The organism is Candidatus Hydrogenedentota bacterium (genome assembly GCA_035450225.1).
Classification (GTDB): Bacteria; Hydrogenedentota; Hydrogenedentia; order Hydrogenedentales; family SLHB01; genus DSVR01.
Genome location: DAOTMJ010000006.1, coordinates 154,320 through 177,822, shown reverse-complemented (window position 1 = coordinate 177,822; position 23,503 = coordinate 154,320). Strand labels below are relative to the sequence as shown.

15 protein-coding genes are annotated in these 23,503 nt (G+C 59.1%); 7 read left to right on the top strand and 8 right to left on the bottom strand.

From position 1 onward, the window contains the following. Positions 1 to 115: 115 nt before the first annotated feature. On the bottom strand, positions 116 to 553 hold the full coding sequence (locus tag P5540_06130; GenBank protein ID HRT64389.1) for a hypothetical protein: 438 nt from the start codon (positions 551 to 553) through the stop codon (positions 116 to 118). A 313-nt stretch (positions 554 to 866) separates the two neighbouring features. Here P5540_06130 and P5540_06125 point away from each other — a divergent pair, with 313 nt between their 5' ends. Continuing rightward, positions 867 to 2,234, top strand: a complete 1,368-nt coding sequence (locus tag P5540_06125; GenBank protein ID HRT64388.1) for a sigma-54 dependent transcriptional regulator — start codon at positions 867 to 869, stop codon at positions 2,232 to 2,234. A 15-nt stretch (positions 2,235 to 2,249) separates the two neighbouring features. Here P5540_06125 and P5540_06120 read toward each other — a convergent pair whose 3' ends face one another. From P5540_06120 to P5540_06105, 4 genes are all read right to left on the bottom strand, one after another. Further along, positions 2,250 to 3,821, bottom strand: a complete 1,572-nt coding sequence (locus tag P5540_06120) for an arylsulfatase (protein ID HRT64387.1) — start codon at positions 3,819 to 3,821, stop codon at positions 2,250 to 2,252. 69 nt (positions 3,822 to 3,890) lie between these two features. Further along, entirely contained in the window at positions 3,891 to 4,607 is a 717-nt protein-coding gene (locus P5540_06115) for an HAD family hydrolase (protein HRT64386.1), read from the bottom strand. A gap of 165 nt (positions 4,608 to 4,772) precedes the next feature. Next, the gene (locus P5540_06110) at positions 4,773 to 5,666 is read right to left on the bottom strand and encodes a sugar ABC transporter permease (protein HRT64385.1); all 894 of its coding nucleotides are present in this window, start codon (positions 5,664 to 5,666) and stop codon (positions 4,773 to 4,775) included. Then, the gene (locus tag P5540_06105) at positions 5,663 to 7,054 is read right to left on the bottom strand and encodes an ABC transporter substrate-binding protein (GenBank protein ID HRT64384.1); all 1,392 of its coding nucleotides are present in this window, start codon (positions 7,052 to 7,054) and stop codon (positions 5,663 to 5,665) included. The genes P5540_06110 and P5540_06105 overlap by 4 nt, the downstream gene beginning before the upstream one ends. A gap of 408 nt (positions 7,055 to 7,462) precedes the next feature. Between P5540_06105 and P5540_06100 the strand changes: the two genes are divergently transcribed. The 5 genes from P5540_06100 (at position 7,463) to P5540_06080 (ending at position 14,517) form a co-directional block, all read left to right on the top strand. Beyond that, positions 7,463 to 8,524, top strand: a complete 1,062-nt coding sequence (locus P5540_06100; GenBank protein ID HRT64383.1) for an NAD-dependent epimerase/dehydratase family protein — start codon at positions 7,463 to 7,465, stop codon at positions 8,522 to 8,524. After that, positions 8,502 to 9,302 carry a glycosyltransferase family 2 protein gene (locus tag P5540_06095; protein HRT64382.1) on the top strand — a complete coding sequence of 267 codons (801 nt, stop codon included), beginning with the start codon at positions 8,502 to 8,504 and terminating at the stop codon, positions 9,300 to 9,302. Before P5540_06100 ends, P5540_06095 begins: the two co-directional genes overlap by 23 nt. 46 nt (positions 9,303 to 9,348) lie before the next feature. Next, entirely contained in the window at positions 9,349 to 10,473 is a 1,125-nt protein-coding gene (locus P5540_06090) for a metallophosphoesterase (GenBank protein ID HRT64381.1), read from the top strand. Between the two features lie 68 nt (positions 10,474 to 10,541). Further along, the gene (locus P5540_06085) at positions 10,542 to 12,650 is read left to right on the top strand and encodes an acetate--CoA ligase family protein (protein HRT64380.1); all 2,109 of its coding nucleotides are present in this window, start codon (positions 10,542 to 10,544) and stop codon (positions 12,648 to 12,650) included. Then, positions 12,643 to 14,517, top strand: a complete 1,875-nt coding sequence (locus P5540_06080) for a GNAT family N-acetyltransferase (GenBank protein HRT64379.1) — start codon at positions 12,643 to 12,645, stop codon at positions 14,515 to 14,517. The genes P5540_06085 and P5540_06080 overlap by 8 nt, the downstream gene beginning before the upstream one ends. Before the next feature lie 281 nt (positions 14,518 to 14,798). Here the strand turns inward: P5540_06080 and P5540_06075 are convergent, their stop codons facing one another. The 3 genes from P5540_06075 to P5540_06065 all read right to left on the bottom strand — a co-directional run bounded on the left by P5540_06075 (position 14,799) and on the right by P5540_06065 (position 21,595). Beyond that, positions 14,799 to 17,933, bottom strand: a complete 3,135-nt coding sequence (locus P5540_06075) for a glycoside hydrolase family 2 TIM barrel-domain containing protein (protein HRT64378.1) — start codon at positions 17,931 to 17,933, stop codon at positions 14,799 to 14,801. Between the two features lie 517 nt (positions 17,934 to 18,450). Continuing rightward, positions 18,451 to 20,325: an MBL fold metallo-hydrolase gene (locus P5540_06070; GenBank protein ID HRT64377.1), complete on the bottom strand. Its 1,875-nt coding sequence runs from the start codon at positions 20,323 to 20,325 to the stop codon at positions 18,451 to 18,453. 28 nt (positions 20,326 to 20,353) lie between these two features. Further along, a complete protein-coding gene (locus P5540_06065) occupies positions 20,354 to 21,595 on the bottom strand; it encodes an alpha-L-fucosidase (protein ID HRT64376.1) in 1,242 nt (413 codons plus the stop codon). Positions 21,596 to 22,066: 471 nt separating this feature from the next. Here P5540_06065 and P5540_06060 point away from each other — a divergent pair, with 471 nt between their 5' ends. Beyond that, positions 22,067 to 23,458 (top strand): hypothetical protein, encoded by a 1,392-nt coding sequence (locus tag P5540_06060; protein HRT64375.1) that lies wholly within the window; start codon positions 22,067 to 22,069, stop codon positions 23,456 to 23,458. Positions 23,459 to 23,503 lie beyond the last annotated feature (45 nt).

Below are 23,503 nucleotides of genomic sequence, written 5' to 3'. Positions count from 1 at the left end.
TCAGGGCTTGCAGGGGACTTTCGCCCCTTAGATTCGCGCCATGCTTGGCACACAAGGAGTCGTGGCGCAGACCGGAACGCCTGCGCCACGAAACATACGGAACGATTGAAGGCGATCAGATGCCTTCCACGTTGATTTCAGTGATATACCAACCCAGCGTTCCGTCCTTGGCCTTTTCCTTCTTCAGCGTCAGGCCCACGGTAACCGACCCGGGCGCCGCACTGGCTATGATCGGATACGCTGTTGCGGTGTCCTTTTCGATCTTGATCTGCATGTTGGAAAGATCCACTTGGCCACCCTCGGTGAAGCCGGAATCAATGCCCTGCTGCATGATATCGCGCGCACCCGCCTTGTCGCCCACTTCCGGATGATAGAAGTTTTCGGACACGTTCATCAGGACCTTGTCAACGTCCTTGGCCAACAACGCCGCCTTGAAGTTTTCGATTCGTTGCTGGACGAGTTCCGCATCCGTCGGCCCCTTGGGCGTGCTTGCGCAACCGCCCGCCACTACCGCAACCAACATCACCACCAACACCCGTTTCACCATTGCCATGCTCACATTCGTACCCTTTCGTATGTCCTTGCCCCAAAAACACTTGGAGCGCCAAGTGAAAACGGACACACCTGATGTCCGTTCCATGCCCAACTCAAAATTTGATAATTTGACTAATCCATGACGGTGTTGGTTTCAAGAGCAACGGCGATGGTAAAAACACACAGGATCGCGAAACGGCAAAACGGAAATGTCCACTTCTGAAAACGGTAACGTGCAGAGCCGGTGGACCCCAGAGTAGAATAACCCTATCAGAGGACAAAATATGCAGGAAATCGAGAAACGAACCGCTGCTAGAACGATTAGGGGTTCGGTGGCGGTCATAGACGACGACGATGCGGCGCGGATGTCCATCGGGCAAATGCTCAAATTGCGCCGGTATGAGGTGGCGCTGTTTGCCTCGGCGGAGGCGGCCCTGGCCAGTCCGCGGTTGATGGACATGGATTGCATCGTCACCGACATCAAAATGCCGGGGATGGACGGCGAGGCTTTCCTGGCCGAAACGTTGCGCCAGGGATACACATGCCCTGTCATCATGATAACCGGTCATGGTGATGTTTCCATGGCGGTAAGGTGCCTGAAATCGGGCGCCTATGATTTTATCGAAAAACCATTTGAGGACGATGTGCTGTTGGCCGGCGTGGCGCGCGCGGTCGAACGCCGGACCCTTCGTCGCGAGAGCGAAGAACTCCGGCGGCGACTGGCCATGCTCTCGCCCGAAGAAGACGGACGCTTTGGAATGGTCGGCCGCAGCCGTGCAATGCGGGATTTGTATGCGCAGATTGAGGCGGTGGCTCGCGTGGATGCGCCGGTCTTGATCTTCGGCGAAACGGGCGCCGGCAAGGAACTGGTCGCCCGCGCCATTCATCAGCAAAGCGCCCGAAGCGACAAGCCCTTTGTGCCGGTCAACGCCGGCGGTTTGCCGGAAACCATGCTCGAAAGCGAATTGTTCGGTCATGTGCGCGGCGCGTTTACCGGGGCGGATGCCGATCGCGACGGGAAACTGATAACGGCTGCGGGCGGGAGCCTGCTCCTCGACGAAATCGAAAGCATCTCGGAACGGGCGCAGGTTCAACTGCTTCGCGTGATTGAAGACGGGTTGGTCCAGCCCTTGGGCCGGGATCTGCCGCGCAAGGCCGATGTCCGCCTGATCGCGGCGAGCAAGGCCGATTTGGTCGAGCAGGTGCGCATGGGCCGCATGCGGGAGGATTTTTATCACCGGATTGCGGTGTTGACCATTTCCGTGCCCTCGTTGCGGGAACGCACCGAGGATATTCCGTTGTTGACCGCCCTTTTCCTGAAGCAGGCCTCGATGCGCTACGGCATGGAAATCCCCCAAATCCCCGAAGACACCTTGAAGGAAATGCTGCGCCATCCTTGGCCCGGCAATGTGCGTGAATTACGCAATGTCGTCGAGCGGATGATGATTACTGCGAGAGACGGCGTCTGCGGGGCCTTCGAACCGGACGATAGCCTTTCAGGCGCCCGGTTGTTGTCGTTGCCGGCCACCCCCGGACGTCTCCGCGACGAAATGGAACATACCGAACGCACTGTCATCGAAGCCGCCCTGCGCGACAACCGCGGCGAAATCAACGCCACCTGCCGGGTTCTCGGCATTTCACGGCGCGCCTTGTACGAACGCATGAAAAAATACGAACTCTACAAGGAAACCTACCGGTGAAGGGCGGCAAGGGGGCTAACCGGCGGTTTTAGCCGGCTTCCTTTTGGCGTGCGTTCCCCATATATTGACGGGCGTGTCGTTGGCCTGCGGTGCGCCCGGTGTGCTTCGGCCTTCGGCGACGTATTTTTCAAGCAGCCGCGTCAGGCGTTCGACGATTTCGGGGTGATCGGCCTGAAGATTCCGGCGCTCCCCGATTTCCTCCGCGAGATTGTAGAGTTGAACAGGCGGCAATTCCTGTTCCGGGGTGTCTTGTGGACGCGGCTTGCTCCAACCGCCCGAACCCGGGCAGAGTTCGAGTTTCCATGGGCCCTGCCGGATGGCGAATGAACCGTTCGACGAGTGATGGACGATGGCCTCGTGCAAGGTATGCGAGGTTTGGCCGAGCAACGCAGGCAGGAAACTGACGCTGTCTTCGCCGGCATTGTCTGGAAGTTTTTGCCCGGTGATGTCTGCGGCGGTCGCCATGAGATCGCTTAGGCATACCGTCCCCGTGTATTCGCTTTGCGCCCGGATATGCCCCGGCCAGCGGGCGAGGAACGGAATATGGTGGCCACCTTCAAAGATATCCGCCTTGTGTCCCCGGAAAACGTAATTGGGATTGTGCCCTTTCGCGTAAAGCGCATCGAAGTCGGACACGGGCGCGGCCCCGTTGTCGCTCGTGAAGATGAAGAGCGTGTCGCTCTCCATGCCGTTGCGTTCGAGCGCGGCCAGCACCTCGCCGACGGTCCAGTCGCATTCCGCGACGAAGTCACCATAGGGGCCGATGCCCGTCTTGCCCGCAAACGGTTGCGAAGGAACGATGGGCGCATGGGGCGCGGACAGGGGAAAATAGAGGAACAATGGGCAATCGGCATGCTCCTTGGCGTGGCGGTCAATGCACTCGACGGCTTTCCGCGTCAGGGTGGGCAAAACCTCGTCAATCTTGAAATGCGGCGCAATCGGTCCGCCCCGATGAAACGACGTGCCGGTTCCGCCTTCGGTGTGTTCTGTGGCCGGTTCGACGACCCGGTCGTTTTCGATGTACACGTAGGGGATCATGTCGAGCGACGCGGGAATGCCGAAGTAGTAGTCGAATCCGTGCGTGCAAGGACCGTCCGCGATGGGCTTGCCGTAATCGAGGTTCATGGGGGTAGGTTCCTGACCGTCCGTCGTGGCCCAGCCAAGGCCAAGATGCCATTTGCCGATACAGGCCGTACGGTATCCGGCGTTCTTGAGCAAGGTCGCGACCGTCAGGCGATCCGGCGCAATCAGCGGCGGCGAAGGACTGTACAGGACGCCGCTTTTCAGATGGGTACGCCATGAGTAGCGGCCGGTCATGATGCCGTAGCGGGTCGGCGTACAGACCGCGCTTCCCGAATGTGCATCCGTAAACGTGACGCCATCGCGGCACACGCGGTCCATGTTCGGCGTCGGAATCTTCGATTCGGGGTTCAAGCAAGCCGGATCGCCGTAGCCCATGTCGTCCGCCAAGATATACACGATGTGCGGGAAGCGTTTCGATCCGGTATGGCCCGAAATTGTCCGACACCCCGTCAGCGCCGCCGCGCACCCCGCCCCGGCCATCCTTAGAAAAGTTCGCCTATCCATTGCCTTTTCCTCCATCCAGATGTACAAACTCCCGAGAGAGGCCAGACAGCCTGTCCCACGTCCTATGACCTAAAAATGGCTTCTTACATGCTTTGACAAGATAGCACGAATCGCGGATTCAAGTTCTTCCGGCGACGCGGCGTGCGCATCAGCCTCCGATAGTTCGGCTTCCGTTCCAAATCCGTACCCGGCGGCCAATGCGAGCATCCCGTTCGCATGGGCGGCCCCGATATCGTCTTTTCTATCGCCCACCATGATCGCGGGCCGCACGGGGATCAACGCCAGAATCTCGGCCTGCATCTCGCGTTTGCCCGGATATCGAGCGCCACGGGCGCGAACGACCCGGCACAGCGTTCCAAGGCCATGCGCCTCGACAAAGGTTTCGACGTAATCGTCGGGACCATTCGAGCACAACGCGAGCACGTGGCCTTCCGACGCGAGCCGCTCGAGCAGGCCACGCACACCCGGATAAAGGCATCCTTCGGTCGCGATCAGTTCGAGTTCGAGCCGGTTGATTGCGTCAATGATTTCGTCGCGACGAACCGGGGGAATCCAGGAGGCCAACCATTCGAGATACAGTTCGTTGGGTTGGCCAAAAAACCGGCAAACGGTTTCGGCGTCGGGAACCGGCAAGCCATAGGCCGCCAGCGTCCGCTGGACCGCCGGAACGGTCACGCGATGCGTCTCAAACAACGTCCCGTCAATATCGAAAACGATCAGGGCCGGTGAAGCCAAGGGTTTGGGGGGGTGGGTATGGATTCTTGGGGGTTCCGCGTTCATTCCCATGCCGGCCCTAGCCATAAATGGATCTTTTTCAAATAAATTATCTTCCGACGTTCTTTCTGTTCCACGATGCCTGATTCTTCCTTCAAGACAACCCTCTCCACGGCTTTGTCTCTCTGCGTTGATATCCATCTTGGACAACAACCGCTCCATTTTTCTCCGGACGCTTTATTCGCCATGGTAATGGACCCAGCGCTTGCTCGAAATGAGGACCACCACGGTAGCCGCGAGAATAACCACGAACAGCAGCCATGCCATGGCGGACGCGTAGCCCATGCGCAGGTAATAGAACGAATTGCGATACAGGTACAGCGCGTAGAACATGGTGCTGTCCATGGGGCCGCCCTTGCCGCCGGTCATGACGTAGACCTGCGTGAAATACTGGAACGCGCCGATGAGGCCCATTACAAGGTTGAAAAGGATCGTCGGCGTCAACATGGGCAGCGTCACGTTGCGGAACTTCGCCCAACGCCCCGCGCCGTCAATTTCGGCCACCTCGTAAAGCGATTGCGGCGCCTCGGCGAGTCCGGCGAGAAAAATGACCATGGCCCCCCCCACTCCCCACAGGCTCATGAGAATCAGCGAGGGTTTCGACCACTGTTCGTCGGCAATCCAGCCGGGGCCGTCAACGCCGAAAAACTGGCGGAGCATGCCGTTGATCAACCCGCTTTCGGGATTCAACACCCATAGCCACAACACGGCCGACGCGACGATGGGTACGATGGTTGGCAGGAAGAAGACCGTCCGGTACACGGACATCGCCCGGACTTTTTGGTTGAGCAACATCGCAAGGCCGATGCTGAACGCCAAACCGAGCGGGACGGAAAACGCGGTAAAGTAGAGCGTGTTATAAAGCGATTTCCAGAAAAGCGGATCCTTGGTGAACAGCGTTGCGTAATTTTCAAGACCGATGTAGACCGGATCGCGAATCACGTTGTACTGGCAGAGGCTGTAATAGAGGCTCGCGGCCAGCGGATAAAGCGTAAACAGGAGAAATCCCATGATATAGGGCGCCGCGAACAAGAGGCCGTTGCGCAGGTTTCGCTTGTCGGTCTTCGTCATGTGGCATGCCGCTCCATCAGCCGTTCCGCGGCGATCAACTCGGCGTTGACATTGTCCTGGATGGCTCGCAACGCCTCTTCCGGCGTCGAACGGTAAAAGACGACGCGCTCGCGCTGGCGGTCCATTTCGTCGCCCAAAAATTGCGTGGCCGGCGTGACCGGCGACGCCGCCACTTCCCGCAGGGTCACGTTGTCAATGAAGACGCGAAACTTGGGATTGGACGTGAACCGTTCCTGGCGCGCCTCAACCGCATTCGCCGGAATGTTGTGAATCGCAAAACAATAGTCGCTCGCGGGCGACGTGCCGCCGTTTGGGCGCGGCGAGTAGAACCATTCGATGTACTGCCACGCCTCCTCCGGGTGGCGGCAGTTGCGCGGGATGCAGTCGGTCACGCAGGAACCACCGTAACCGCGCGGCGGCTCGCCTTCGGGCATCGGCAGCGGCGCCACGCCCCAATCGAGTTCGGGCGCATACTTGGGAATGAACGTCACCTGCCATTCCCCTTCCGCGATCATCGCAATCTTGCCGGTGTAAAACGGATTGTTCGCGCTCATATACGAACCGAATCCGGACTGGAACGACAGGATCTTCGACGGATCCATCGCATGCGGCGGATGCGTCCCCGCACCCGGTTCAATGGCGAAACTGCGCTGCCAGTAAAACATCCGGATCATGCGCGGATCCTCGGCGCAGCGCACCCGCCGCGTTTGCGGATCGTACCATTGCCCGCCGAAGAACAACCCCCACATCGTGGTCATATCCCACGGCTGCCACGGCAGAAAGCCGATTTGCTCGATGCCGGCCGGGCCTGTGATGGTCAATTTCGCGGCATATTCCTCGAGTTCCTTCAGGGTTTGCGGCGGACGTTCCGGATCGAGGCCGGCCTTGCGAAAGGCATTCTTGTTCCACAGCAGGCAATACGTGTCGGTCGTGGCCGGCATGCCCCACACGTGCCCGTCGAACGTGACCGCCTCGCGGCAATACGGCAGGATATCGTCCATGCGGATACCCTTCGCCTTCGCGATGCGATCCTCGAGCGGCATGAAGCAACCCTGCGCGACAAGTTGGATCAGCATAGTGCTGTCAAGCGCGCACAGATCCGGCGGCGAATTGCCCGCAATGGATGTCAGCAGTTTCTCCATGCACGCGTTATAGCCGATCGAAATCGGACGAACATACACCTTGTTCTGGCTACGGTTGAATTCGTCAATGAGCATGCGGCGCATCTCGTGCTCATGGCCTTGGTGGCGATCCCAGAACACAATCACGACGCGTCCTTCGGCCAGCGCCTCTTTTTCGGCGCGCGAGATCGCCTCGCGCGGCCACAGCGCCGCCACGGCCAGCACCACGCCCATCGCGCCGATTATCCAACCCGCGGCTGCTTTCACGCGACACACTCCCAAATCCCATGCAAACGGATTGACATGAGAGTACCTCGTTCTCGGAGTCGTGAACGCACCGGAATGTAACGCCAATTTCCAAATCGGCTTGATGAAATACGAAATGCCGATTTGGAAATCGGCGCTACAAGGTGGCCATTTTCAATTTTCCCACCGGATTCCGATGTCTGATCCAACATGAAATGGCCCGGAATGGCTATCTTCGTGGAACTTCTCATGCTTTTGCCTCAAGAACTCGGCACTCTCAAGGAATTGAGTATGCACCAAAAAGCAAAACCGTGTCGAGAAGAAGCGGTCCTAAAATCTTGGGCAAGGCGGTTGACAGGTTCGGAGAGGCTCGGCTACTATGCTCGGTGTCATGATATTGGCGGCTGGAATCATCCAGAAGGAGGGAAAATGAGCGTTGTCTTGGTAACGGGATCGGCAGGGTTGATCGGCGCGGAAACGGTACGGCGGTTTGCCCGCGAAGGGTTTACCGTCGTGGGCATTGACAACGACATGCGCGCATATTTCTTCGGGCCGGAAGGATCCACCAAATGGGCCGCCGAGTCCCTGCGGGAAACGATTCCCAGCTATCGCCATCATGATGCGGATATCCGCGACTACGCCGCGCTGGATCGAATCTTTGCCGAATACGGTTCGGATATCGCTCTCGTGGTCCATACGGCCGCGCAACCCAGCCACGACTGGGCCGCGCGGGAACCCTTGACGGATTTCGGCGTCAACGCGGTGGGTACGCTGAACTTGCTGGAATTGACACGCCTGCATTGCCCCGAAGCGCCCTTCATTTTCACCTCGACCAACAAAGTCTATGGCGACACGCCCAATTATTTGCCGCTGATCGAAATGGAAACACGTTGGGAAGTGGAAAAGTCCCATCCCTACGCCGAACACGGCATTGACGAAACCATGTCCATCGATCAGACCAAGCACTCCGTTTTCGGCGCTTCAAAAGTGGCGGCGGATGTCATGGTGCAGGAATACGGTCGTTATTTCGGGATGAAGACGGCCCTGTTCCGCGGCGGATGCCTGACGGGTCCGGGCCATTCGGGCGCGGAACTCCACGGATTCCTTTCGTACCTCATGAAATGCGCGATGACAGGGCGCGAATACCGCATCTTTGGCTACAAGGGCAAGCAAGTGCGCGACAACATCCATTCGGCGGATCTGGTGGACGCATTCTGGCGCTTCTTCAAGAAGCCGCGATCCGGCGAAGTCTACAACATGGGCGGCAGCCGCCACAGCAACTGTTCGATAATGGAGGCCATCGCCATTTGCGAGAGGTTGGCCGGCAAGAAAATGGTGTATACCTACGTCGAGGACAACCGGATCGGCGACCATATCTGGTGGATCAGCGATGTCCGCCGGTTCCAGTCGCACTATCCGGACTGGCAGTACGCCTACGACCTGCAGCGGATCATGGAGGAAATCTACCATGGCTTCGAAGGCCGCATCTGAGCGGAAGCCGGTTCCCAAAAACACGCTGCGCTATTCCATCGTCATTCCGGCCTACAACGAGGAAGAAAACATCCTGCCGACCATCGAAACACTGGCCGGCGAACTGCGATCGGAACAAATTCCCTTCGAACTCGTCATCGTCAACGACAACAGCAAGGACGGGACGCCGCGCGTCGTCGAGGAGGCCTTGCGCGAGTATCCTGAAATCAGGCTGGTCCACAATACCCCGCCCGGCGGATTGGGACGCGCGATCCGGTTCGGCCTCCAGCATTTTACGGGCGATGTCGTGGCGGTCGTCATGGCGGATCTTTCCGACGACCCGAAGGACGTGGTCCGCTGCTATCGCAAAATCGAGGAAGGATACGATTGTGTGTTCGGATCGCGGTTTATCCATGGAAGCCGGGTCTCGCATTATCCCCGCCTCAAACTGTTGTTCAATCGAATCGGCAATCTCGTCATCCGGATTATGTTCCGTACGCGGCACAACGACATGACCAACGCGTTCAAGGTGTACCGGCGCCGCGTCATCGAAGCGATCAGCCCGCTGCACGCCTGCCACTTCAACATCACCATCGAGATGTCGCTGTCGGCGCTGATTCGCGGATTTTCGATTGCCACCATCCCGATTGGCTGGTCCGGGCGCACGTGGGGCCAGTCGAACCTACGCATCCGGCAGATGGGCCGACGCTACTTAGCCACGCTCCTCATGATATGGTTCGAGCGTATTCTCATTCTCGACGACGTGCTGGCGGACATGCCGGACGCCGAACGGCAATAACCGTAAACGTCGCGTTGCTTCGCGGCGGATACCGGAAGGACGTGCAATGAAAATACGTCGCGTGTTTATGTTGGCATTGATTGCCGTGACGGCATGGTGCGCGAATGCGCCGGCCCTCGGCCCGTTCACATTCGTGCAGTTGTGCGATCCGCAGTTGGGCAAGGCGGGCTACGAACACGACAAAACGATGCTCCGGCTGGCGGTCCGGTATATCAATCATCTGAATCCGGCGTTCGTGGTATGCTGCGGCGATTTGATTGACTCGGCGAAATACGCCCAAGCCTATGAGGATTTCAATGAAATCGTCGCGGGACTCCGCATGCCGGCCCATTACGCCATCGGCAACAACGATCAGGCCGACTTGTTTGCGTTGTATATTGGGGCCGACTACCACTCGTTCACACACGAGGGTTACACGTTCATCGTGGTGAACACGATGCTTTGGGTGAATTACGTTCCGGGCACCACCGAAACGATGGATGCGTGGCTCCTGTCCGAACTGCAGGCGGCCTCGCAACAGGGAAGCCCCGTTTTCGTGGCCGGCCACCATCCGCTTCCCCTCAAGTCCGGGGAACCGGGAGACGATTCGCCCCGCATTCCGCGGGAAAAAAGCACGGATGTGCTGGCCCTCTTCGAGCAATACGGCGTGGTGGCGTACCTCGCCGGACACCTGCACATGAACTTTGAGAGCGATTACAACGGCATCCAGTTGGTCACGTCGGGGGCAACCTGCTACACCATCGGCGATCAACCGGGTTTTCGTCTCTGGCGCGTCGAGGGGGAGCGTCCGTTCGCGCACGAGTTTCTGCATGTCGCCGACGTCTACAATGGACGGGACACGGACCGCGACGGCCTGCCGGATGCCGTCGAGGACGCCAATTTCAACGGACTCAGGGACGCGGACGAAACCGATCCGTACAACGCCGACACCGATGGTGATGGGATATCCGACGGCCAGGAACGCGCCTTCGGCCTCGATCCCCTCACGCCGGATTTCGGCGTTAGCATCCCCGCAATGGATTACGCGGGAATGGCCTTATTATGCGCCCTGATAATGGCATGCGCCTTTTCCAAACGGTTGAATGGACTCTCATCGGGTGCTATACTTCTTTCACTAAACAACCGGCGCGACGCGACGCGTGTATGCGTGTTCCGCCGCAGCGGGGATTAGGCGCCGCACAAGTGGAGTATGCTGGTGTGCGGTGAGTCAGTTCACCCTTCGGAAGTAGGTGCTCGGCAATGCTGGAATCGTTGCTCTATCCCAAAACCGTGGCCGTGATTGGCGCTTCACGGACTCCGGGAAAGGTCGGTCACGAAATTGTGGCGAACCTTGTTCGCGCCGGTTTCAAAGGCGAAATAGTCCCCATCAACCCATCGGGCGAAGACGTGCTCGGCCTGAAGTGTTATCCGGATCTCAAGACCTACGGACGCACTATCGATCTGGGTATTGTTTCCGTGCCGACCAAACTGGTGCGCGCGGCGGTCGAAAGTTCGATCAATGCGAATGCCAAAGCCATTACCGTCATCACGGCCGGATTCAAGGAAATCGGCCCGGAAGGCGCGGCCCTCGAACGCGAAATCGCGGCGTTGTGCCGTTCAAACGGCGTGCGCATGCTGGGTCCGAACTGTCTCGGCCTCATCAACACCGAAAACGCGATGAATGCTTCCTTCGCCAAGCAGATGCCCAAGCCGGGCGGCATTTCGGTCGTGTCTCAGTCGGGTGCGCTGTGCACGGCGATTCTTGACTGGGCCGCGGCGGAAGACGTGGGGTTGGCAAAGTTGATCAGCATGGGCAACAAGGCCGATCTAAACGAGACGGACTTTCTCGCGGAACTGGCCCGCGATCCACAAACCAAGGTCATCGCCTGTTATCTGGAAAACATCACGCAGGGCGATGAATTTCTCAAGGCCGCGGAAGCCGCCGCGAACCTCAAGCCGATCGTGGCGCTTAAGGTCGGCACCTCCAACGCCGGCGTCAAGGCGGCCTCGTCGCACACGGGCAGTCTGGCCGGGGCGGACATCGCCTACGGCGCGGCCTTCAAGCGCGCGGGCGTCATGCGCGCCTACAATTTTGAGGCTTTGTTTGATTTGGCCATGGCGTTCGCAATGCAGCCCATGCCAAAGGGCGATCGCGTGGCCATCATCACCAATGCCGGCGGACCAGGCATCATTGCCGCCGACGCCGCCGAGCATTCGGGGCTCAAGGTCGAGGCGCCCTCGCCGGCCATCGCAACGATGCTCAAGGCAAAATTGCCGCCCGCCGCCAGCGTGGGCAATCCGATAGACGTCTTGGGCGATGCGTCGCCGGAACGTTACGCCGAGGCGGTTCGGGCGGTCATGGAGGACGATTCCTTCGATGCCCTTTGCGTCATTCTCACACCACAGGCCATGACCGACGCCGTCGGCACGGCGCACGCCATCGCGGAGGCCGCCGGCGAAAAGAAGCCAATGGTTACTTCGTTCATGGGCGGACACGACGTCATGGAAGCGCGCCGGACGTTGAAACAACTCGGGATTCCGGATTATCCCGCGCCTCATCGCGCCGTCTATGCGCTGCGCGCCCTGTGCGATTATGCCTTGTGGCAAAATCGGCCGCCCCGTATTGTGACGCGCTTTCCCGTGAACCGTAGGCGCGTCGAGCGCGTGATTGCGAGGCACATGAAGACCGGCCGCCCGGAAATCGGCGAGGTCGAGGCCAAGGAAATTCTGCAAGCCTACGATTTCGATGTCCCACCGGGCCGACTTGCCGCGTCGGCGGACGAGGCCGTGGCCGTAGCCGAGCACGTGGGCTATCCCGTGGCTATGAAAATTTCATCGCCGGACATTCTGCACAAGTCCGATATGGGCGGCGTCAAGTTGTCGCTGTCGAACGCCGATCAGGTCCGCGACGCCTACGATCTCATGATGCTGCGCATCGGACGCCGCATGCCGGAGGCACGCCTCGACGGCGTCTACATCGAGCAGATGGCCCCGCGCGGCCGCGAGGTCATCATCGGGATGACCCGCGATCCGGAATTCGGCCCGATGCTGATGTTCGGACTCGGCGGAATCTTTGTCGAAGTAATGAAAGACGTCACATTCTATCTGGCGCCGATTACGGCGGAAGAGGCCATGCAGATGCTCGTGGGCACACGATCGTATGCGTTGCTCAAAGGTGCGCGCGGCGAAGCCGGCGTTGACATCACAGCCATCGCGAACGGATTGCAGCGCATCAGCCAACTGGTCACCGATTTCCCGCAAATCAAGGAACTTGATATCAATCCATTCCTCGTGGGCCCGGCCGGCACGGCCGCCGTCGTAGCCGACGCGCGAATGATTTTGTCCGGAGTACAGAAACGCAATGAGTGACAAGCCCATCAGTTACGACCCCTTATGGACCCAAAAATACGACGACATGATCGCCACGGCCGACGAAGCCGTGCGGCACATCAAACCGGGCAATCGGGTATTCGTGGGAACCGGTTGCGCCCATCCCCAGGCACTCACCACGGCCCTTGTGGCGCGGGCGAGTTCACTGGCGGACGTCCAAATCATCCAGATGCTGACCCTCGGCGACGCGCCCTATGCCGCCAAGAACCTTTCCGAGCATTTCATCGTCAATAGTTTCTTCATCAGCGAAAATGTGCGCAACATCATTCAGGAAGGCGTCGGCGACTACACGCCGATCTTTTTATCCGAAATTCCGCGCCTGTTCAGTTCCGGTCAACTGCCGCTGGACGCGGCATTGATCCATGTGACGCCGCCCGACGAACACGGGCTTTGTAGTCTCGGGGTTTCGGTGGACATTGTCAAGAGCGCCGCGGCCAACGCGAAACTCGTGATCGCGCAGGTCAATCCGCGCATGCCGCGAACGCTGGGCGACAGTTTCATCCACGTAAACGACATAGACTTTCTCGTGCCGGTGGACACCCCCCTGGTCGAGGTCAATTGGGCCAAGCCCGACGAAACGACATCCAAAATAGGCGAGTTCGTCGTGGCGCTCATTGAGGACGGCTCAACGGTCGAACTGGGCATCGGGCGCGTTCCCCACGCCGTGTTGCAGTCTCTCAAGGATAAAAAGCACCTCGGCATCCACACGGAAATGTTTACCGACGCCCTCATTGACATGATTGAGGCGGGCGTCATTGACGGTTCGCTCAAGACGAGCGACAAGGGCAAGGTCGTGGCCAGTTTCTGCATGGGGTCGCAGCGGCTCTACGATTACATAGACAACAACCCAATCTTCGCGTTTTATCCGACCGAATATGTGAACGACCCCTTTGTCATCAGCCGCCAACGCCGAATGGTCGCGGTCAATGTCGCCCTCGAAGTGGATCTGACTGGACAAGTCTGCGCCGATTCGCTCGGCACGAAATTTTATTCCGGCATCGGCGGCCAAGTGGACTTCAACCGCGGCGCCGCCCGATCCGACGGCGGCAAGGCGATCATCGCGCTACCGTCCACGGCGCGAAACGGAGAAGTCTCCCGCATCGTCCCGTTCCTCACGCCCGGCGCGGGCGTCGTAACGACCCGCGGCGATGTCCATTATGTCGTCACCGAATTCGGCGTGGCCTATCTTCACGGGAAAAACGTCCAGGAACGCGCGCTGGCGCTGATCAGCATCGCACATCCCAAGTATCGCGAACACCTTCTCAAGGAAGCCGTGAAAGCGAAATACGTCCGGCCCGAAATGGCCGATGTGGACACTTTCGCCGTCGGACCGCAAGAGGTCAAGACAACCTATCTTTGTTCGGATGGCACTCTAATCAATTTCCGCGCGATTCATCCGACCGACGAGCCCCTGATCCGTGATCTGTTCTACGGTGTTTCCGCCGAAACCCTCTACCGCCGCTTCATGAGCCGCATGAAATGGCTTTCGCGTGAACAGGTTCAGGACTTCGTCTACATCGATCACCGCACCGAAGTCGCGGTGGTGGGTACCCTTTCCGAAGCCTTCGGCGAAGACATCATTTGTATCGGGCGCTACTACCTCGATCCCCACACGAACCGCGCCGAGGTGGCCTTCATCGTGGATGACGCCTGGCAAAACCGCGGCATTGGATCGTTCCTGCTCAAGCATCTGATCACGATTGCCAAGCGAAACGGCATCGCCGGATTCACTGCGGAAGTGTTGCGCGAGAACAAGGCAATGCAAACGGTTTTCCACAAGTCCGGTTGCAAAGTCAAAAGCCAGCTCAAGGACGACATCTACTACTTCGAGCTCGATTTCTCCTAACGTGGGCAGCGCCCCCAACCCAGTTTCTCTTCGTGCTCGTGCTCGTAATCGTAATCACGCTCGAAACCCCGCGGTTTTCGCACTCGCTAAATCGTAGAACTTCAATTGGTTGCGCAAGTTGCCCAAGAATTTCTTGTTGTTTTTTGTAGAAGCCAGACTTTAAGGTACTGATAGATCCCCCCTCGGGGCATTGGAACCCGTTCAGGAAAACGCTTTGTGGCGTCGGATTCCCATTCGGCACAAACAACAACCCGGCCAAATCGGAATCCGGCGCCACACTTTCACTTGCGCACCATCAGTCCAAGATCTATGAATTGTCCACCGCGGGTTTGGCGGCAATGCACGGCGACAAGATTATTGGCCTTGAACAGGGCCGCTTGTTCGGGGGACAAAACAATACGCTCGTACTCGGCGACATGGCCGGGTTTCGCAAGCAGCGGGTTTCCATTGACAAAAATTTCGGCGTCTTCGTCATGATGCAGGTCGAGAACGATCTTTTTACCGCGTGAAGACTTGGGCATTGCAATGTTGGTGCGAAGCCAGATGTCGCTTGTCTTCCAGATTGTCCCGACCCGCGCGCCGGGCGTTTCGGGTGTTCCGAAACCGCTCTTGCCGGTTCTCCATGCCTTGTCGTCGAAACCGGGCTGGTTCCAGTTTGGACCGGGATCGTCGGTCGTGAACCGCCACAAGTGTCCTTTCGGTCCACGTTGAATAATCGTATCGAACGGCAGGCCTTTCGCCGCAAGAACCTTGGCCGGTTTTTCGGGTTTTTGGGCTTCGGGAACGAGTTGGAATACAAGCGCCGGATCAGACGGAAACGCGCCCATCTCGCCGCCGTAGAGCGCCAGGCCGCCGGCATTCGCGGCGTCCGGCTTGATCTCGAAACGCAATGTAACCGTGCGCGACGCCGAGCCGAGCGCCTTTTGAAGCACGGTGAACGCTTCTCCTTCAATGGGAATATCGAGGATTTCACCGTGCGAACCGTGATCGCGATGCGCCGCGTGGGACAAGACCCCTCGCGCATCGGCGTAATCGCTGCCGAGGGTCATGTGCTTGATCGGAACGCCGTTGAGCGACAACGTCAGATCCGTCGGCCACGTCTTGCCGTCGGTCTGCGGGCAATCTTGTGGATGGCGGCGGGCCGGCCAGTCGAGACGTTCGGCGTCTGCCTTCGAGCCGGCTTCCACAACCAACCGGCATCCCTTGACTTCGCCGGCCTTGAGGCCGCGGGGCAGGCGCAGTTGGTATTCAAAGAAACCGGTCTTGTAGCCGCTGATCTTACCGGGACAGTCATCGGCCATGGCGGGCATGTCGTCAAATCCGCATTGCGAGAAGGCGTTGACGGGAAACGTGGCGGCGTATTCGTCCGGTCGGAACCAATCGCCGCCGCCGCGCGCGTCAATGACGCAGTAGTTGGCCGCGCACCGCTGCCCGTTGAGGAGGACTTCCGCGACGACATTGAGGATGCCGTTCGCCCCGGGTAGATCGAATTCGTACACGTTTACCGGCGTTACCGCAAAGGGTTTGGCGTCAACGTCCCATTCGACGGGGCGGATGGCGTTGCTCCAAGGCAGACCGTTGACCGTCGTGCCGTCCACGGACATGCGCACCTTCAATCCCTTGCGTTCGGACCAATGGCTGAGCAGGACGGGAATACGCACGCGGCTGTGCGCCTCGACGCGCTGGTACGGCGGACAATCGAGCACGGGGAATTCGTCGTGCTGGAGTTGCGCGAGCGTGATGCCCGCCGGATAACCGTATTCCTTCGGCGAACGGTCGTAGTTCATGAATCCGTTATGTTCCCATTCGATGTCTTCGAGTTCGGTGTAGACGTAGCCGCCGATCTTGTCGTACTTGCGCAGGAGATTCGTCAGAAACAAGAAAACCCACGAGATGTCGCGGTCGCCGGATCCCGCGCCGACGCCGCCGTATTCGGAATTGATGAGCGGCGCCGTCCCCTGCTTCCATCCCTTGGCGTAGTTGAATTCGGAGCCGGGAAACGTCTTTTCGACCACCTCGGCGATGTGCTTGGCGGCGGCCTCGTACCGGTCAATGTAGAAGTGCCACGAATTGATGTCCGTTTCCGTGTGATCGTACAGGCAAGGCGAGTTGTCTTCCGCGAGCCGCGTCGGATCCAGTTCCTTCGTCAGCCGGTACATGTCGCGGACCCATTGCTGGGTTTCGGACGAATAGCCGCCGTCCCCTATCCCCCATGTTTCGTTGAAATCACACCACGCGAAGATGGACGGGTGATTGAAATCACGATCAATGGCCGCGCGCAGCATATCTTCCCAGCGCTTGCGAGCGAGGGACGTGTTCTTCGCAAAGTTGGGCATGTCGCACATCAGGAGAATGCCCAGGCGGTCGGCCCAGTACAAGGCGCGCGGTTCATCTATCTTGATGTGGATGCGGATGAAGTTGAGTCCGAATTCCTTGGCCTTCGCGTAATCGTTGCGGATGTAGTCGTCGTCGGGATGCGTATAGATGCCCTTTGGATTGAAGGACTGGTGCAGCGCGCCGCGCAGATAGATCGGCTTGTTGTTGAGCAGAATGTATTCGTGCCCGGATCCGCCGTACACGCCGCGCCCGATCTTGCGCATGCCGAAATAGGTTTCCACCGCGTCAACCGCCGTTTCACCGCGGAGAAGCGTGAGCCGCGTCTCGTAAAGGGATGGCGAATCGGGCGACCACAGCGACGGATTCCGCACGGGAAGGATTACCTGGACCTTGTTCAATCCCCGCTGGCACGCGACGGTCTTTTTTGTCCGCAGATGGATCGAACCGAGAACGGCATGCACCGCGACGGTATATGAACCGGCCTGCCGCGCTTCAATCTCGCAATCGAACGCGGCTTGCTCCTTGTCAATGTCGGGCGTAATGTGCGCTTTTCGGATATAGGACAATCCGCGATACTCGATGTATGGGGTTTGCCAGATTCCGCCGGTGCGCGTGTACCAGCCGGTCTGCTTGCCGGTCGGCGTTTCAGGATCGGTGATATCGTGGGCGCGCACGGTGACTTTTGCGGACTCGCCCGGCTTCACGAGATCCGTTATTTCGGCCTCGAACGGGGTATAGCCGCCCTCGTGTTCGGCGACGAGCGCATCGCCGACCCAGACCTTCGCGTGATAATCCACCGCGCCAAACACCAGAAACACGCGGCGATTCACGATGTCCTTCGGTACAGTAATGTCGCACTGATACCATGCCACGCCTTGGTACTCGACATCGCCGATGCCGGATAGTTCGCTTTGCCACGGATACGGCACGACAATCGTCCTGGTAAACGCGTGCGATTGCGGCCAGTTTTCCTTTTCGCCGAGATCGCCCGGATCGAAATCGAACCGCCATGGCCCGTTCAATACCGTACAGGGACGCGACCAGTCCGGGCGGGGCGGCGCATCAAGTTCTTGGGACATCACATCCGATCCCGCCATTTGAAAAAGAAGTATTGCCACCGCCGTTGGGGAAAACATGCCACCTTGGACTCCTTTCGCGTGTTTTGCCATACATCCGGTAAATCGCCAAATCGGGATACCCGGCAATCGCTTCAAATCGGCGCAAGTGTAGCAAAGCGATTGAGAGGGAGTCTACCGGATGTTTCGCGATGCCGCACTGGAACATGATGCGCTAGGTTATCTCTGTCCAAATTGCGGCTTGCAGAAAGCCTTGTTGAGCAACCAGACAACGTTTTTGGGGGGATAGGGTTCTTGTGATATTTCGTCTTCGCAACGAAGAAGAAATTTCCCGCTCAAACTTCTTTTGGACAGTTCTAACACGAGGATGGAGTTTGGAATCGCATGGTCCGAACATCCGTGCCCTGTTTTCCATCTGCGTGTACCTGCGTCATCTGTGGCTTGTGTGGTTTTCCGCAGAGGCCCCAGATACACGCAGATATCGAAAAAAAGGAACGGGATACTAGGAAAATTGTTTGATCTACCGAACATTCACCAGCGCATGGCGGAATGGTCCGAGATATTGGCCTCGCCATGTAATGCGGAACGGGATAACGAAGCGTCCGGGCGTTTCGCTCGCAGGGGCGGTAATCCAGAGTCGGGCGAATGTGTCGGAATGCGGATTGCCCGGCGATACGATGCCATTCGTTCCGGGCGGAACTTGGATCGTGGCGTTGCTGCGCGTCCGCTCGAAAGCCCAGCCATCGGGTAGTACAGGCTCCGCTTGCGCCTGGGCTTCCGAATCAACATGATTGGTGAATTGGACATCAATCGCGAAGGTCGCGCCAGGAACGATATCCTGTTCGTAGGGATAGGCGCGCACCCAATGCTCGTCGGTGGCAAAGTTGGCATTGTCCCACGGCGTAAGATCCTCGATGAGTTTCTCGCGATCCGCAAGCAGGGCATTCATGTAGTCGAGTTGTCGTTCCGTAAATCGGAACGACTTGTTCTGATGCTGGTTCAGGATGAAATCCGGCCGCGCCTCGCGAAGGATTTCCAGGCAGCGCCGCGATCCCCGGCCTTCCCCAAGAAAGACGCGGTTGCCGGCCGTATAATCGTCCAGTCCGGTCGGCGAGCCGGAATCACCGACAAACAGGAATTTGACACCGTGACCCTCGACGAGCAGCGCCCCGTCGTGAAGCGTTTGACCGGGAAAATCGAGCGCGGTTAGCATGAACTCGTGCCAGACCCACGATTCGCCGTGATGCGTCGCGCGCGCGACGGACACCGGGCACGGCGCGATGCACGGAAGACAGTATCGCGTTGGATGCTCGAGAATGGGCGCGGTGCGTTCGCTTGCGATAATAGGGCATTTGAATTCTTTCGCGAGGCGCTGAAGCGAATCCACATGATCGTCGTGATAATGAGTAACCCAACAGCCCTCGACGGCGGAAATCGCGTTTTCCTTTTTCCACTCGTCTAGCTTTGCCAACACCGAGTCGTGTCCACAATCAATAAGCAACGCCGCGCCGGAATCGGAAACGACGGCGTAGCTGGTGAACGCGACACGCCGCACCCACGACGGCAATTCAAGGGTATCGGCGGGCTTCATGCGAAGCGGATCGTCCTCCAGATCTTTGAACAGCGTCGGAAAATAAAAGTTCAGGGCGGATATCGCGGCGTAATTGCGACGAAGCGCATCAAAACGCTTTTCGAGGAGTTCCATCGCAAATTCGGATCGCGCGAACGGCTTTCCATGCGAAGGCACAAACATTTCCGCGGTGCATGCCGCGAGTTTGCGGGCGCTTTCGAGGACCATCCCGCTCGCACCAAGGAATCCGTGGTAGTCCCGCACGCCGCCGAATCCCTTCTGCAATGAATGCAGATCCCAGACCTTGCCGGGCGCACATACGACGTCTCCGCAAAAGCAGACGCCACGTCCCCCGACTTCGACAAGATACGAAACGCTGCCGTCGGTTGCGCCGGGTGTATCGAGCGTACGGATGGCCACGCCCCGCCATTCGATTGTATCCCCCTCCCCCACGCCGCGCGTTACTTTGACCGATCGCGCCGGCACGAGCGGGCCGGGCCGGGCACGGTAGAGATGCCAGCGGTTCGACCAGTCGTTCCAATGCGCCTCCGCCGATTCAAACAACGATTGCTCCGTCTTTGGAACAATGATCTTTGCGCCCCGGACGGCAAAAGGATACATGCCTGCGTTGTGCGTCCGGCGGAACTGGGTGCAGAGAATACGCTCGACATCAGACACGCCGATGGCCGCGAGTCGTTCGGGCGTAACCGTATCGCAACAATCGATCAGCAACGCATGGCCATCGCGAACAATTACGCCGGTATTGACGGCGCCATCCAGCACATGCACGCCCGGCGCAATCATTTCATCGGCAGCCACTGCCATTGCCAGCACCCAGCACGCAAGCATGGCATCAAATGACCACGCATCCCGCGCCAAGCACTTGCCGCGGCGGTGTCGCGAATTCCAACTTGAGTACCGTTACACCCGCGATTTTATCGGGTGAATTCTTCGGTAATCCCCTCAGGATCACGCGATCCTTTTCCTGCGTAAAGGCGACAGGGCGTCCGTCCGCGAGTAGCGACGCAGCGCGTAGTTTGCCCTTGATGCCGCCGAGGGTCAATTCGGTTCCCGGCCATCGGGTACACCAGTAGTAGGCCGTCTTGCCCTTGAGCGTGAATTGTCCCGTTGGCATCCATTCAAAACGCCCGGCCAGCCGCTCCACCTTGCCGTACAGCGCCTCGCCGTTTTTCGCGGTCCATTTCCCGACGGCTGTCAATCGCTCCACCGCCTCTTTCGGCACACTGCCGTCGGGATGCGGACCGATGTTCAACAGCAGGTTGCCGCCTTCGGCCGTGACTTGCCGAAGCATGCCGAGGACGCTCCGCACCGAATGCCAGTCTTCCGGCGGCGCGGGCTGCCAGCCCCACGATCCGTTGAACGTCATGCAGGCTTCCCATGCGCGCCCGGCCTGCTCCGGATTGATATGTTCTTCCGGTGTGCCGAAATCCTCTTCGAGCAGCGATCGGTTGTTGATGATGATGTCCGGCTGAATCCGCCGCACCATCGCGTTCATTTTGGCGCTTTCCCACAGTTCCGGCGACGACAGCGGCCATGCCACGTCGTACCAGAGGATGTCAATCTTGCCGTAGTTTGTGACCAGTTCGCGGACAAGCCCTTGCGTGTAATCGAGGAAGCGGCGGCGCGCCTTCTCGTCCTTCGCGCACCGGGCGCCGTCCGGATGATGCCAGTCCATCAGCGAATAATAGAATCCGATCCGCAAGCCGAATTCGCGGCACGCTTCGACATATTCGGCGACAAGGTCACGGCCCGGCCCGCATTTGGCCGCGTTGTAATCGGTCATTTTCGTATCCCACAGGCAGAAGCCCTCGTGATGCTTTGTGGTCATGACCATGTACTTCATGCCGGCCTGCTTCGCGAGGCGCGCCCATTCGCGCGCCGGCCGCGGTTTCGGCTTCCACGTCGCCGCAAGCCGCTCGTATTCCGCGACGGGAATCCGCTCGCGGTTCATCGCCCATTCATGGCGGCCCAACTGGGCATAAAGCCCCCAGTGGACGAACATGCCGAACCGCGCTTCGTGCCACCACTTCATCCGCCTTGCCCGATCCTTTGCTGCGTCGGTGATCTTCTCCATGCCGTTCAATTCCTTTCGTTTGGGTGGACTTACCGCCAATCACGCAAAAGTACAGAATCCGCCTGCGGCTTCCCTCAGGTCCGATAGGCGCCTATCTCCATGCGCGCGGCAAGCCATCGCTGAAACGATTCCTCGCTCTCACAAGAAGGAGGCCTTCCAAGACGCCCTCAACCGCGCCAATCAAGCGCCAGTGCGCGCATTCGTCGGACGTAGCGTGCACAACGCGGATACCATGCGTGGGACACGGCAATCGAACGCCCATCCGCCAGATCCAATGTTAGGGAGGCGCCCGTAATGGACACGCTTAACGCAACCGCTTGACGCCGTTCAATGGTGAAAATACTCATCTGCAAGTTATCTCATTAGTCGTCATTCTACGCACAACTCATGGGACAGTCAACGGGACGCAACTTGATGACAGGCGCCCGAGGTTGTAGGCTGTAGTCGTTGCAGAGAGGAGGCGCGTGTGCCATGAACAGACTTATTTGCACTGCGATTGCCGCATGGATGATTTTGGGCGTATGGTGCGCCTATGCACAGGAGGGCACGGGAGACATGGCCAAAACGAAATTTACGGCGGGTTTTGCGCGGGTAGATATCACGCCGGCGGCCGGCTGCGAGATCCCGGGCGGTTTTGCCAAGAACATAGCAAAGGGCGTGCACGATCCGCTGTTCGTCGAGGCGGCCGTGTTCACAAACGGCACGACAAGCATGGCCGTTGTCGGCGCGGACATTATCATGGCGCCGGACGATGTCGTCGCCGAGGCGCGTAAACTGGCCGAAAGCCGGACGGGCATCCCCAGCCGGAACATCCTCATCGCGGCCAGCCACACGCATAACGGCGGCCCCGTGGTGGACTGTCTGGGTTCCGAACGCGATCCGGCCTATTGCACCCTGGTCGCTCAACGCATCGCCGAGGCGATTGCCCTGGCGCGGGCGAACGCCGTCGAAGCGCGCGTCGGCGTGGGCGTGGGACACGAGGATACCGTCGGGTTCAACCGGCGCTTCAAGATGAAGGACGGTTCCGAGCGGACGCATCCCGGCAAGATGAACCCCGATATCCTCGAACCCGCCGGGCCTATCGATCCGGACGTGGGCGTCATTTCGGTTGTGGACACCCAAGGCGGACTGCTGGGCTGCATCGTAAACTACACCCTGCACGGAACGGTCATCGGCGGCTCGGAACTCTCGGCCGACTGGATTTGTTACCTGCGCAAGACGATTCGCGGCGCGCTCGGCAACGAGCAGATGGGCGTTGTGTTCCTGAACGGCGCGTGCGGCGACGTCACGCAGGTGGACAATCGCAGCCCGCGGCCGTCCGAGTTCGGTGAAGCATGGGCGAAACGCGTCGGCATGACCGTCGGCGCGGAAGCGTTGAAGGTCATCGCGCGGCTGGATTATGCGGACGATATCCCGCTCGCCGCCGCCACGGAAATCCTGAATCTGCCCATCCGCGACTTGGCCGAATCCGACGAGGAATTGGTGGCGCGCGAAACGCCCGCCACAGGTCTCGGCTCGTCGCACAACGACGTGTACCTGAAGGAGGCGCGGCTCGTTCGCGAAATGAAGGCGAAATCGCCGACGGTCCCGGTCGAAGTGCAGGCGCTGCGGATTGGCCCCGCGGCCCTTGTGACGAATCCGACGGAGTATTTTTGCGCGCTCGGACTCGCCATCAAAAAAGGATCGCCTGTGAAGCCCGTCTTCGTCGTCGAGCTGGCCAACGGCTATGCCGGTTACTCTCCCACCGCCGAAGCCTTCCAAGGCGGCGGTTATGAAATCCGGACCGCCCGGAGCAGCTATCTCGCGCCCGGCACGGGCGAACGGATTGCCGAAACTTCAATAAGGCTCTTGGGAAAATTGTAAAGCCCCGAAGGACCAGGCATCGTTTCAGTCAAAAATCGGCGCCAA